The sequence below is a fragment of the Microcoleus sp. S13_B4 genome (assembly GCF_036700885.1).
In the GTDB taxonomy this organism is placed as follows: domain Bacteria; phylum Cyanobacteriota; class Cyanobacteriia; order Cyanobacteriales; family Microcoleaceae; genus Microcoleus.
This window is the reverse complement of sequence record NZ_JAUBPU010000099.1, coordinates 1-12688: the sequence shown is the minus strand read 5'-3', so window position 1 is coordinate 12688 and position 12688 is coordinate 1. Positions and strand designations below refer to the sequence as shown.

Annotated in this window: 10 protein-coding genes and 2 pseudogenes; 3 read left to right on the top strand and 9 right to left on the bottom strand. The window is 45.3% G+C overall.

The genetic code is table 11. The features are described from left to right. Positions 1 to 309 precede the first annotated feature (309 nt). A pseudogene (locus QT994_RS26585) lies at positions 310 to 567 on the top strand (IS4 family transposase); the annotation flags it as partial. A gap of 276 nt (positions 568 to 843) precedes the next feature. Here QT994_RS26585 and QT994_RS26580 read toward each other — a convergent pair. The 5 genes and pseudogenes from QT994_RS26580 to QT994_RS26560 all read right to left on the bottom strand — a co-directional run. Further along, positions 844 to 2946 (bottom strand): M3 family metallopeptidase, encoded by a 2103-nt coding sequence (locus tag QT994_RS26580; protein ID WP_333179958.1) that lies wholly within the window; start codon positions 2944 to 2946, stop codon positions 844 to 846. Positions 2947 to 3126: 180 nt separating this feature from the next. Continuing rightward, positions 3127 to 4008 carry a hypothetical protein gene (locus tag QT994_RS26575; protein WP_333179957.1) on the bottom strand — a complete coding sequence of 294 codons (882 nt, stop codon included), beginning with the start codon at positions 4006 to 4008 and terminating at the stop codon, positions 3127 to 3129. A gap of 772 nt (positions 4009 to 4780) precedes the next feature. Next, positions 4781 to 5215: a hypothetical protein gene (locus QT994_RS26570; RefSeq protein WP_333179954.1), complete on the bottom strand. Its 435-nt coding sequence runs from the start codon at positions 5213 to 5215 to the stop codon at positions 4781 to 4783. Continuing rightward, positions 5196 to 5672: a type II toxin-antitoxin system antitoxin SocA domain-containing protein gene (locus QT994_RS26565; RefSeq protein ID WP_333179951.1), complete on the bottom strand. Its 477-nt coding sequence runs from the start codon at positions 5670 to 5672 to the stop codon at positions 5196 to 5198. Before QT994_RS26565 ends, QT994_RS26570 begins: the two co-directional genes overlap by 20 nt. Positions 5673 to 5819: 147 nt before the next feature. Beyond that, a pseudogene (locus tag QT994_RS26560) lies at positions 5820 to 6086 on the bottom strand (ATPase); the annotation flags it as partial. Between the two features lie 353 nt (positions 6087 to 6439). Here QT994_RS26560 and QT994_RS26555 point away from each other — a divergent pair. Both QT994_RS26555 and QT994_RS27965 read left to right on the top strand, forming a co-directional pair. Next, a complete protein-coding gene (locus QT994_RS26555) occupies positions 6440 to 6706 on the top strand; it encodes a hypothetical protein (RefSeq protein WP_333179943.1) in 267 nt (88 codons plus the stop codon). Between the two features lie 107 nt (positions 6707 to 6813). Next, positions 6814 to 7023, top strand: coding sequence for a type II toxin-antitoxin system RelE/ParE family toxin (locus QT994_RS27965; protein WP_445243948.1), 210 nt, complete (start codon positions 6814 to 6816; stop codon positions 7021 to 7023). A 180-nt stretch (positions 7024 to 7203) separates the two neighbouring features. On the opposite strand, the gene QT994_RS26550 is transcribed toward QT994_RS27965, so the two are convergent. The 4 genes from QT994_RS26550 to QT994_RS26535 all read right to left on the bottom strand — a co-directional run bounded on the left by QT994_RS26550 (position 7204) and on the right by QT994_RS26535 (position 12139). Next, on the bottom strand, positions 7204 to 7497 hold the full coding sequence (locus tag QT994_RS26550; RefSeq protein WP_333046162.1) for a TIGR03792 family protein: 294 nt from the start codon (positions 7495 to 7497) through the stop codon (positions 7204 to 7206). A 26-nt stretch (positions 7498 to 7523) separates the two neighbouring features. Beyond that, positions 7524 to 9731, bottom strand: coding sequence for a PAS domain S-box protein (locus QT994_RS26545; protein WP_333179940.1), 2208 nt, complete (start codon positions 9729 to 9731; stop codon positions 7524 to 7526). A 583-nt stretch (positions 9732 to 10314) separates the two neighbouring features. Then, positions 10315 to 11523: an AAA family ATPase gene (locus tag QT994_RS26540; protein ID WP_333179936.1), complete on the bottom strand. Its 1209-nt coding sequence runs from the start codon at positions 11521 to 11523 to the stop codon at positions 10315 to 10317. 70 nt (positions 11524 to 11593) lie between these two features. Continuing rightward, entirely contained in the window at positions 11594 to 12139 is a 546-nt protein-coding gene (locus QT994_RS26535) for an RNA 2'-phosphotransferase (RefSeq protein WP_333179933.1), read from the bottom strand. Between the last annotated feature and the right edge of the window lie 549 nt (positions 12140 to 12688).

Below are 12688 nucleotides of genomic sequence, written 5' to 3'. Positions count from 1 at the left end.
ATTAATAATTAAGTGGGGTCGTAAAATCAAAAATAAGGGCAATGCTTGTATCACAGTTTAAATGTGCAACAGCTTATATGAAGCTGCATTTAATATAACGCTAAGGATATAGTTCCAACCACAAAGACATCAGCCTCATTTTGTGTATCTTCATAGTGAATTGGTATCCCCAGATCTCAACAAATTTGAGCGAGGCTGGTCATGGTTAAAAAGTCGAATTCGTAAACAACTAATTCAATTTGATTGTCGAGCGGGATGCCATGGAAGCTGTGCTTGGCACAGCGGCTTAACCGCCTTGGCGGTTGCTATACCATTGATGAACTTAAAACTCATCTTTTAGGTCGCAAAACTCCCATTCGTTCCCTCAAGCCTCGCGAAGTTGTTCAAGAAATTTATGGCTGGCTAGTCGGACATTGGTGCATCCGTTGTTTAATATTCCAAGCGGCAGAAACAGCGGGAATTTCACGGTTACGGATTGGCTTCACTGGTACTTTGAATGTGATGTGGCGAGCGATTCCCACTTGTCAAAATATTGAACTATCTCAACTGCCTTTTTTTTGTCATGGGCGATCCGCGAGATTTTGGATGAAAAAATCCCCAAACGTCAGGGCAGAAGTAATCCCCGCGTTGTCAAAAGACCTCGCTCCAAATTTCCGTCTAAAAAGCCTCTTCATAGAGGTACTGGTACTCAGCACCAGGAGCTTCATTTCGCTATTCTTAGCAGCGGTTAGAGCTTAACCGCGAAGTATTGGGATATGTATTGTATAAATCTTATTCAACAAAAAACCGGGATTAATGCAGATAAATTTACCCGCATTAATCCCTAGTAATTCCACACTTAAATTAAGCAGCAACTAAACCGCTGTGTCTCAACAAAGCTTTAGTGCTCGGTTCGCGTCCCCGGAAAGTTTTAAACACTTCCATCGGGTGCAAACTGCCGCCCAATCCTAACACTGTCTCTCGGAAGCGCTTACCTGTTGAGGCGATCGCACTTTCATCTTCCAAACCCGCTTCCTCAAACGCCGCAAAAGCATCAGCGCTGAGCACTTCCGCCCATTTATAACTGTAATACCCCGCCGCATAGCCACCCGCAAAAATGTGTCCGAAAGCGCACAAAAATGCGTCTTCTTCCAGAGGAGGCAAAACAGTCGTAGTTTTAGCGATGCGGTTGCGGACATCGGCCACAGTTTCGCTGCCGCCCGATCGATAGCGGTGGTGCAATTCGATGTCAACGCTGCTAAAATGTACCTGCCTGAGCATGACGCTGCCGCTCATGTAGTGGCGCGCTGCTAGCAGTTTTTGGTAGTAGTGTTCCGGCAAAGTTTCCCCGGTTTCGTAATGCTTTGCCATCCCGAACAAAGTCGCGCGATCGTAACACCAATTTTCCATAAATTGACTGGGCAATTCCACCGCATCCCACTCAACATTATTGATGCCAGAAGCCCCCGGATAGTCTACCGTTGTCAGCATATGCTGCAAACCGTGACCGAATTCGTGAAACAAAGTTTCGACTTCCACAAAAGTCATTAAACTCGGTTTGCCGTCAACCGGAGGACTTTGGTTGCACACCAAATAAGCCACCGGCAACCGCGTAGTTGTTTTTCCTGCTTCGACAAATTTAGCGCGCACCACGCAATCATCCATCCAAGCACCGCCGCGCTTTTCCTCGGGGCGGCTGTAGGGGTCTAAATAGAAATTGGCGATCGTATTTCCTGCTTCATCCTCTATTTGGAAATAGCGCACATCTTTGTGCCACACAGGAGTTTGACCGTCCGCCGCAGTTACTGTCACGCCGAACAGCCGCTTTACTAATCCAAATAACCCCTCTAATACCTGTGGCAAAGCAAAATAAGGTCGCAATTCTTCAGCACTAAAAGCAAACTTTTCTTCCCTGCGCCGTTCCGACCAAAAACCAATATCCCAGTGCTTCAAATCTCCAGCTTCCGGCGCGCCTTTTTCGGCAGCAAAAGCTTTCAAATCTTGTAAATCTTTAACAGCAGCATCATAACTAGCCTGCCGCAATTCTTCTAACAAAGCTTCCACTGCTGCAACGTCGGGAGCCATTTTGCTCGCCAAGCTCAATTCGGCATAACTACTAAACCCGAGCAAAGCAGCTTTTTCCTGGCGCAAAGCTAAAATGCGATCGGTCAACGGCCAGTTATTCAATTCTCCGCTACTTGCTCTGCCGATAAAAGCTTTGTACAACTTTTCGCGCAAGTCGCGGCGGGTGCTGTGCTGCATGAAAGGGCCGTAACTCGGAAAGTCTAAAGTAATCCGCCAAGGGCCGTTTTCGGCATCCGCATTTTCTTCGCCAGCGCTGCGAGCGGCTTGAGCGGCTAAACTCAACAAACTCGGTGGCAAACCGTCAATTTCGTCTTTGTTTGTGAGGGTGATGCTGAATGCTTTGGTAGCGTCGAGGACGTGATTGGAAAATTGGGTAGTAATTTCGGCCAATTCTAATTGAATGGCATTAAAACGCTCTTTTTGCTCGCCTTCTAAACCGACGCCGGAGAGTTGAGCGTCTCGGAGAGCGGCTTCGACAATTCGCTTTTGAGCTGACTCTAAGCTGTCCCAATTTTCGCTGGCCCGCAGCGCTTTAAAAGCTTCATAAAGCGGTTTGCTTTGACTGAGCTTGCTCCAAAATTTTACTACTTCCGGCTGCACTGTTTCGTGAGCCGATCGCAGTTCCGGGCTATTTTTTACGCCCATCAAATGTCCGACAATGCTCCAGCTCCAATTTAAACGCTCTCCGAGCCGCTGCAATGGTTCTACTAAGCCGCTCCAAGTCGGCTCGACAGACGATTCTAAGGCAGCTAGCGAGGCTTCTAGTTCGGTCAGCAATTGGGTGATGGCGGGGACGACGTGCTGTGGTTCGATCGCGTCAAATGGAGGCAATCCTTGACCGATTAGTAACGGGTTATCAGCAATAGTTACGGTTGCAGTCATTGATTTTTCTTGTAACAGGTTGAAAACAGGTGAACTAGACAGATTAGCTTTTAATCTTTTAACACAGTTGTCGAAAAAGTAGGACTCGATCGGGCGTGAGTCGGAGAGTCGGAGAGTGTCTCAGTGTCCGAGGGGAAAAGTATTCCTTCTGACTGATGACTAATGACTGCTGACTAATAACTACTGACGGTTCTCTGCTGTGTGCTGCAACTCCTTGACAACCGTGATTAAGCGCTTGAGGTGAGGTTTGACAACTTCTTGCTGCTCGTGTTCCAAACGGTGGATTTGAGCTTGGACTAGAGACAAATCCGGAGTCGATTGGTGCGCGGGAGCTTGCAGTTGGCTTTGCAAATTGGCCATGACTTTCTGGATTTCCAAAAATCGAGTATTTACTACTTCCCAGTCGTCTCTGGTGATAGAAGTTTCTACCAAGCCTTGCGTCGCGCTTTGCAGTTGCTCTATAGCCTGTTCTACAGCTTGGAGATGCGCCGATTGGTCAACTGATAAATCTTGCAGTTGTGCGCTCACCTGCTGGCGGACATCGAGGACAGCAGACGCCACGATTTCTTGCAAAGAAGCTACCGACTCTCCTAAACTGAGCAACTGCCGCTGGATATCGATCGATTCCTCAAAGCCTTCTGCCCTAGGCATTGCAGCCATTTGCTGGCGCAGCGCTGCAATATCTGCAGACAACTGCTTGCGTAATTTAACAATTACCGTCACCGCCGTTTTTTCGACTTTATTGACAGACTTTTGGACTTGGGTCATTTCCGAATTTTGATGCACCCGCACTTGCTGCTCGAAGCGATACCGATTAGCAACATTCAGCGACAAAGCCAAAGTTAGGGGAGCCACCCCGTAAAAAGCTTGACCCGACACAGCCACCGCCAGGGAACCCACACCAGAGGCCGCCAGAGAGGCGTACTCTGCCAGCTCCAGCCAGTGCCTTTGAGGAAAAGTTGGTCTCAAGTGGTTTGCAACAGAGGGTTTTGGCTTCCGCACGGCTCTTTGGGTCATAGTATTGGCTCGTTGTTGGTAAGGTTGCGAGATTGGGTGGAGCATCGATTTCTATCCTTTTTTAAGTTATATGTTTTAGATTATTTCTTGGCACTCTTCTATTTTTACCTTTGGGAGTAAGTTAAGGATGACTGCCATATTATTATGTATTTGGGAGCCTGTGGCGATCGCGCCCAATTCCGGCTGTTAAAAGGTTCGCCCCAACGCGCCCTCTATTTTACAGGAGTTAGCGCCATCGGGTTCGGGCGATCGACAATAGCTGCCCAGGCTAACCGAACAATGCCTAAGAGTATTTTAGATTTTAGATTTTAGATTAAAAGTTAAAAAAATGCGACCTACTGAGGGCGATCGGGATTTGGAGCGTGTCTGGAGTTGCCTTTTTGTTCGCGCATAGGTATAATCTACTCTTTCTCAATTGCCCCTCTCAAATTTACTGCAAAAATTGACCAATGAACTCAGAAAAACCCGGAATTGGCGATCGGCTAAAGTCTATTTTCAGTATCGCCATTTTTATCATTCTCGTACTCGCAGTAGGCTTTTTAAGCGTGAATTTTATTTCAGCTCTATATGCAAAATTTTATTAAAATTAGAACTTAGCACGGGGACCCAGAAACCGGGTTTTTTGCGAGAATAATTCGTCGCAGCCACAGATGAGCGTAAAAAACCCGCTTTCTTTAATTGGAGGAACCGAGGACACGGCAATGCCGTTTCCCTTATTCAAAATAATCGATCGCGAGAGACGTAAATATCACCCAATTATGTTGTATGGAAACGGCACTGCCGTGTCCTGACTGACCGTGGGTAATTTATCATAATTTCAACTGTAAAGATTGTGTTCTGGGTCTAGCCAGACAATATAAAAAACATTTTCACTAAAAAAGCCATGCACCCTACCATACTCATTAGCAGATATTTGAAACTGGTAGGGAATATTGATTAGGATATCTTCATTGGGAATCCCGAAACCATTAGGCTCAGTTGTATCTAGCCAGATAATTCCATGACAGCGCAGGCTTTTACTTTGATTATTGATAATTTCTTGAGCGTTCAATTGTGACAAATCGCGCAGCCTTCTCAGTAAAGACGCTAGATACTTAGCATCTCTACCGCCAATTGAAAACTTATCTTTGTCATCCTGATAATACCTGAAAGACAAACTAATTCCTTCCGGTATTTTTACATCTAGACGATTGATTCTAGATAAAGATTGCTGGCGGCGTATATCGGCTTTTTTAATTTTCTTCGATGACACGGGTTTTGTAAAATTCTCTCATTGATTCCTTGGTAATAATAGCATGAGAAGGTTCATCTTTTGGTAAATAACCTCTAGCCTTAATCCAAGGGTCTTCGCGTCGCACCATCAATTCTAACTCATAGGCATCGCAAAAGAAATACTCATCGGATAACTCGTCTAAAAACTCTTGTACTTCTTCAGAAAATTCTGGTTTTTCGACTTCTTTGAGAATTGGCTTCCAGTCAAATTGTTCTTTGTATTCATAAAATAAAGCCGGGATAGTCGGCCCGTGCATCCAAGCTTCAAAATCTTCATCAAACAGCGGTGTATCTTCAAAAGCTAAATACCATGCTTGGGCGTAGTACAAGAGTTTTTGTAGCTTGTGGTTGCTGAGATAGGAACCTACGTCATTCGCAAACCAGATGTAGTAATCAGCGAGTTGGGAGGCTGTTGTGACTGTAGTTATTGTGGTCATATAACTCGACTCAATAAGTTTTGTATTCTATGATAACACAGTCACCACTCTTTATGATTGGGCGGTGGAAACCGCTTCTTGTCAAACAAAGTCTGCCTCCGCCGACTAAGAAATAAAAGGTTTATTAACAATGGTGCAACATCTCCGTTACAATCCTTTGATATATTGCTTCAGTACAGGTGACAAAGTGTAAAGACTTGCTTCTTTTTCAATCAAGCAGCGCCGCGATAGAGATTGCAAGGCGTTTAGCAAATCTGATGATGATATTTGTCCATTTTGGAGCAACTTGGCGAATTTGACGGGCGGGTTTTCTGTGGCAAACAATGACATAACTTGTTTTTCTAGTTCGGAAGTGCGATCGTACTGCTGCTGTAAAACATCTTTCAAATCTTCCGGCAACAATATGGTATCATCTATTTGAACATTTTCCGAAGGAATTGAAATACATTAACGCTCAAATTCTACCAATTACATTTGAAGACAGTGAGATTTACACAGGTCTTCCCCTGCATCACCCTTGATCCTTTCGATCGCATTCTGGTAGCACAGACGATGAATCATTCGCTTGTTTTGATTAGTCGTGATGAGGCTTTTGATACTTATCCAATTCGGCGGGTGTGGTGATAAACAAGGCAAAAAGTTTATACTTGCGATCGCCCCTCACACCAAATACCAAACACTGCGATGATTCTACGAGTGGCGATCGCCATCAAAACTCATAGCGATCGCCGTTACAATCAAAGTATCAATCCTCGTGAGATGCCGCGATGACCATCAAAGAACTCCTCATCCAAGAAATCGATAGCACCCCTGACGAACTGCTTGCGGATCTTCTCAGTTTGGTGCGATCGCTAAAATCCACTCCAAACCCCCAACTTAATAGCTACGAACAACTGCTAGAGCGTATCGACTACCTCGAAGCTATCATCGGCATCCGCAAAGGACTCGAAAGCTTCGATCGAGGTGAAGGTATTCCAGCCGAGAGAGCCATGACAGCGCTACAGCAGCAGTTCAACATTCCTCCTCGTCTATGAGTTATCAACTCCTAATCCAACCACCCGCCTTTCAAGAAATTAAAAACGCCTACCGTTGGATGTGCGATTATCTGAGTGCTGATGCCGCAAATCAGTGGTACTAGGATATCCAAGACGCGATCGCATCCCTGGAACAGTTTCCTTACCGTTGCTCAGTTGCACCCGAAGCTGCCATCATTGGTAGGGAAATTCGACAACTGTGGGTTGGTAAAGGAAGAACCTATCGAATTCTGTTTGTGGTGGAGGGCGATACCGTCGCAATAATACACATTCGTCACCGCCGTCAAGCCCCTCTAGGTACTGAACCGCCAGAGTAATCGCATGAAATAGTCAATCAAGATCGATCGCCCCTAACACCAAATACCAAGCACTGCGATGATTGTACCCAGATCGATCGCCCTTCACACCAAATACCAAATCGATGTCTGCGGTACAATCAAGGTAAAACTCATGATTAATCTTTCAAAAATTAACACCATCAACTGACTGCTGACTAACTAATGCAAAAACTTGCGAACTTGATATTCGCGACTTTCGGCGATCGCAATTTGCAAATCGCCCATTTTGGCATCCAACTCATCGATTGTGCTTTGTGGCACCGACTTCCACTTCTCCCTAGTTTCCCAGCGAATCAACATCACCACCTCATTTTCTACCGGATCTACCCAAATTTCTTTGCCTAAAAAACCGTCCCAACTTTTTAGTCCCGCCGTCCAAACTTCCTGATCTCGCTGAATAAATTGCTCCCACTTTTCTTGAGGTACTTTAAATTTGAGCCACTCAATTACCATATTATTTCCTATTGGTAAATAGCTAATTAATCGTTGCCTATCGCAATTTTAATTATCAACTCAGTTCCCTCTCCCGGACGCGAAACACAGTGCAACTTACCGCCGTGCTTTTCTACTACTAAATGCTGAGATATTGCTAGACCCAAACCTGTGCTCGTGTCCGGACATTTAGTGGTAAACAAAGGGTCAAAGATGCAGCCGAGGACTTCTTCAGTCATGCCAGGGCCGTTGTCACTAATGGCGATCGCAACTTCGTTTTCCCCTACCACAGAAGTCCGAATCCGAATTTCGGGATTGAATACTTCTGATCTCGATCCGCCGGCAGACAACAAAGACTGACTTTGCACTTTACCATACTTTTCAGGATTTCTCCCCCCTTCTTCCAAAGCGTCGATGGCATTTGTCAACAAGTGCATGAACACTTGGTTTAAGTGTCCTGCATAGCAGTGAACTCGTGGCAAATCCCCGTACTCTTTAACTAGAGAAATCCCCGGCCGTCCCCCTTTAGCTTGCAGGCGATTTTGCAATATCAGCAAAGTGCTGTCCAAACCTTCGTGGATATCAGCGGGCTTCATTTGGGCTTCGTCGGTACGCGAGAACAAGCGGAGCGATCGCACGACATCCCGAATCCTTTCGGAACCCACTTTCATTGAATTTAGCAGTTTTGGCAAGTCTTTTTTGATAAATTCTAAGTCTAATTCCTCCATCAGATATTGAATTTCCGGTACGGGATTCGGATAATACTTTTGGTAAAGGTCGATCGATCGCAGCAGTTCTTCTATGTAGCCGGTGGCGTGGCTGATATTGCCCGAAATAAAACTAACTGGATTGTTAATTTCGTGCGCTATTCCTGCTACCAACTGCCCCAGAGATGACATCTTTTCTGTTTGAATCAGTTGAGTTTGAGTTTGCTGCAAAACTAACAGCGTATGCTCCAATCTCGCCGCTTGCTGCCGCAGGCGTTCTTCAGATTCTTGCAAAGCCACAAGAGACTGTTTGCTTTTTGTAATGTCCAATCCCACAAATACCGCCGCCGTACTGTTCTGGTATTTTTGAGCGACAATTAGATAAGTTTTATTTTCTCCTCTGATGTTCGCTGTTACTTCTTGAGATGTCTTCTTTTTATGGTTAGCAAAGAAATCGTATACTAAATCGTTAAATTTGGGACTTGTATCTAAAAAACCTACTTTTTGACCGATAAATAGTTCGGCCGGCATTTGGTAAGCGCTAGCTAAATGTCGGTTTACTCCCAAGTAGCGCAAATCGGAACTTACCCAAGAAACTAATCCGGGCACGGCGTCCAAAACGGCTTGAAGTTGCTCTTTGGCTTCTAAAAGCGCTGATTCTGCTTGGCGAGCGGAAATGTCGCGGGCGATCGCGCAGCGGTATTCGCAGCCGCCGTATTCTAAATAATTGACTTTAACTTCGACGGGAAAACTGCCGCCGTTTTTGGTTTTGTAAGTGCTTTCAAAAGTGAGGTTGGTTTGCTGCTTGAGTTGAACCCAGTGTTCTCGCCAATCCGATGCTGCCAAATGCGAATCGATGTCGCTAACCCTCATGTTTAGCAGTTCCGATTCCGAGTAGCCGAAAAGATGGCAAGCGGCTTTGTTCACGTAGCAAATTTGACCGTCGGACGTAGTAAAAAAGATTGTATCAGCAGCATTTTCGAGGGCAATTTGAGTTAGTTGTGGTATTGTTTCTAACTGCTTGGTTTTAACCTCGGACTGAAATTTATTAGAGCAATTGGTTGGAGCGGGAGCCTCATCTATCTTAGATGCAAACAAAATCAAACCGCCGATCGCACCTTCGCTATTTGTCCAAGGCTGAAATACCCATCTTACCGACTCGCTGACAGAGGCGATTGCGGTTTTTCCTGATACAGATGCGATCGAGCGCCCTGCCACAAACTCGCTGTATTCCAAAACTCCCGTCAAACAAGCCTGGGCATTTTGCTCCCAATATTCCGGGAGATTCGGGAACAGTTCCCAATGATATCGGCCGATCGCCCCGCCATCTCCCAAGCCGCAATCTGTTTCCCAGCGACGGGAAACCGACAGATAGCGCATTTCACAATCTACCATTGCCACGGCTTCGGCGGAGCGCTCCACAAACCGCCGAAATCGCTCTTTACTCTGGGACACGGCTGCCTCTGCGGGTTGTTGGGCGATCGGGACATTCCCGTCAACGTACCTTCCCAGTCCCTGACTTTTTTGCTGAACTGGCTTAGTTTGCACGGTTTGGGATTTCCTCCATAGCTGTCAAGTTTGAAAAACTCTGTTTGAGACCAAAAATGCTGTTTTCCCCTGATTTGCTCTCTCGGACGATCTCCCTAGAGGGTATCACCCATCATTGATATCATTTTTGATAAGGAGATGTCTATAGGCATTACTATCAACTTAAGACCAAAGCTAGTGCCCGCCTGCTGTTTGATGACTAGGCATAGATCACGGCGACGCCCCCGGAATAGTCGGAGGGGATTGGAGTGAGCTCTTATGTCCCCCCACTATTCCGGGGCGCAAGAGGGCAGCGACAGTCGGCAAAAAACGAGAGAGACAAAGGGTTTTAGGCGATTGTTGACACCAAAAGTCTATAGGTACTCAAGAAAATTTCCCCCAAACTTTGATATTCAGAAGAATTCCTAGTGATTGTTGGGTATTTTATACAAGTTCCCACAAGAATGCAACTGTATGCCCGTGCTCCAAACCATGAGCTTCCTCAGTCATTCCTCATTCTTTAATTGAAAATCCCACATCACACATGGTATTAGATCGTGTAGCCAGTGCGATCGCCACATAGCTGGAGAATGCAAGAGAGCGCTCAAACAAATTTGTGCGTAAATTCACTGGTAAAATCCACTCTCCCTTTGCGTAACATTGCAGGATCTAATCTTTCAGTGGTGTTGCAAGTCATCAAAATTACGAGTTTTTGCTGAAATTGAATGCCGTGTTCGTCGATGACGCTTTGATACAAAGTTCCATCCAGCAAACTCAAAATATGTTCAGTTTTGTTAGTGCGTTGGGCTTCTGCTGTTGAGCGATCTTGAGCCAAATTATCAGCCTCATTGATAATAATACAAATCCGCTCTAAATAACTCGGTGGCACAAAATTTTCCACAGCATCGTGGTCTAAGATAAAAATTACATAACCCAGCGGCACTAAAATTTCCTTTGCTACCGCTTGCGTCCAAGCAGTTTTGCCCGTGCCCGGTTCGCCACTAACCAAAACAGCCAACTGATTTTTATCCAGAATTGCCTGCTGAACTGTATCGGTAAAACTTTGAACCTCCGCAGAAAACGTGCGAATTGGGAACTGGCTGTGAACCTGTCCGACGCGGCTTTTGTACCCACCCAGAATCACCGCTAAATTATAAGTTGCCTTGCTAACGAGCGGCGCAATATCTTGGCAAATCAGAGTGTAGCAGCGTCTTCCCCTGTCGTAGCTGTCAATTTGCAGCCAGCAGCCGAATCGGGCCCAAGAAGCATAAACAGTACCCAAAACTTCCAAGCGTTCCCAGCTAACAAACCGCTCCGGAGGATAAGAAAAATGTCGCTCCATAAAAGACTGGGTAATTGCATCCGGTTTCCCTAGCAAATCCAGAACTTTGAAAACAGTAATCTCTTGGAGTTTATTGAGAACGTAGTCGATGGGAATGCTAGCGCGGCTGACCAATTGCACCACAGGCGTTTCGGTAACTAAAACATCTTTGTAGCGGTAATCCGGGTAAACTGGCTGCGGAGTAATGTAATCCCAAAATTCATCAATTTCGTAGCGAGTATTGTCCGAAAATACATTTAAAATATTGGCCCACCAAGTATATTGGTGTCGTCCCATTGCGTCGGCAATGTCGCTAGCTGCACCTAAAGTTTTTTGAGCTAGTTCTAAGGGATCGCTAGACGCTAAATGTACCAGGTGTTCCCAATCTAATTGACGGTAAAAAGGTCGCCAACCAGAGCCTAGCAGACCTCTATTTTGAGAATTGTTTTGATGAAAATTGTTTTCGCGATCGCCCATATCTTCCGCACTCATTTGGCAAAACTCCGACTTACTCTTATTTTACAGTTTTTCTGGTACACATTCTACAAAAAAGTGAAAATTATCAACTTATTTTGAGATAAGTGGGCGGCACAAAATTTACTAGCCAAACTTTGTTTTCCGAGCAGTAAAATGTATGACCATCACGTTGCATGGCTGCGGCATCTACAGTAAAGACTGCCGGGATACCATGTCTTGCACCTACTTGGCGTGCCGTCTGTATATTCACCGACAAATGAACATGATGCCGCGACATTTTCCTAATTCCTTGACTGAGAATAGATTCCACGGCAGCGCTACCAGTTCCATGATATAAAATATCCGGGGGAACAGCGGGATCTAACTGCAAGTCAACCTCTACGCTGTGTCCTTGGTTGGCACGAATTAGAGTGCCTGTGGAGTCAAAAGAAAAGCGCTGCTTGTCGTTTTGCACGACTACTTCCTTGAGTTCTGCAAGTTGAACAGGAAAGTTATTTTTTTGGCACGCAGCGAGGAGTTCGCTAACAGAAACCCAGCCACCTGGAGCGAGTTCAATGCCGATGCGTGAGGGCGCGTGACGCAGGTGTTTGCTGAGATAGCGGCTGATTTTTACTAATCGAGAATCGTTCATACTTTTACTTTATTTATTTAGTTTTAAAATTACATTTTACAAAATGTCAGTAGCGTGTTATATCATTGATTGGAAGCGGTTTTTTTGAAGCTGTTTGCACTGCCAGAGGACGCTTTAGTGAACCCGCCTCTCCAATTTTTATAAAAAAAATTCTAGGAGGTAAAAATGGTTTGACGCGCGAATTATAGCGGTAATGTGCGCCCTTAAGCACCTACCGAATTAGGTTCGGCGTCCGAGAATAAAAAAGTGTTTGGTGTGCCATTTTTCACTGGCTTTATATTTTGATAATTCTCAAGAACTGTGCCTTCGGCTGAATGGCTTTTACCTTGGGATAACTCCGCCAAAAATAGCAAAATTGAGATAGCGCCAGTGACATACTGCGTCGGCAAAACCAGCTTCTGCAAGCCACTTGGTCTGCTCTTCCACAGAGGAGGGAATATCTTCTTTTAGATAGTTGTGAAACCAGGCTGCATGGGAGCGTGTCACTTTTGTGATGAGTAAAAATACTTAAGCAGCTTTTGGTGATTTACCAATTAAGCCGTTTAAGTA

Bases quoted from the DNA above. Each gene is read 5' to 3' on its own strand.
- QT994_RS26575 (WP_333179957.1), bottom strand. From the start codon at position 4,008: ATGCTCCACCCAATCTCGCAACCTTACCAACAACGAGCCAATACTATG.
- QT994_RS26550 (WP_333046162.1), bottom strand. From the start codon at position 7,497: ATGGTAATTGAGTGGCTCAAATTTAAAGTACCTCAAGAAAAGTGGGAG.
- QT994_RS26540 (WP_333179936.1), bottom strand. From the start codon at position 11,523: ATGAGTGCGGAAGATATGGGCGATCGCGAAAACAATTTTCATCAAAAC.
- QT994_RS26580 (WP_333179958.1), bottom strand. From the start codon at position 2,946: ATGACTGCAACCGTAACTATTGCTGATAACCCGTTACTAATCGGTCAA.
- QT994_RS26535 (WP_333179933.1), bottom strand. From the start codon at position 12,139: ATGAACGATTCTCGATTAGTAAAAATCAGCCGCTATCTCAGCAAACAC.
- QT994_RS26555 (WP_333179943.1), top strand. From the start codon at position 6,440: ATGACCATCAAAGAACTCCTCATCCAAGAAATCGATAGCACCCCTGAC.
- QT994_RS26565 (WP_333179951.1), bottom strand. From the start codon at position 5,672: ATGACCACAATAACTACAGTCACAACAGCCTCCCAACTCGCTGATTAC.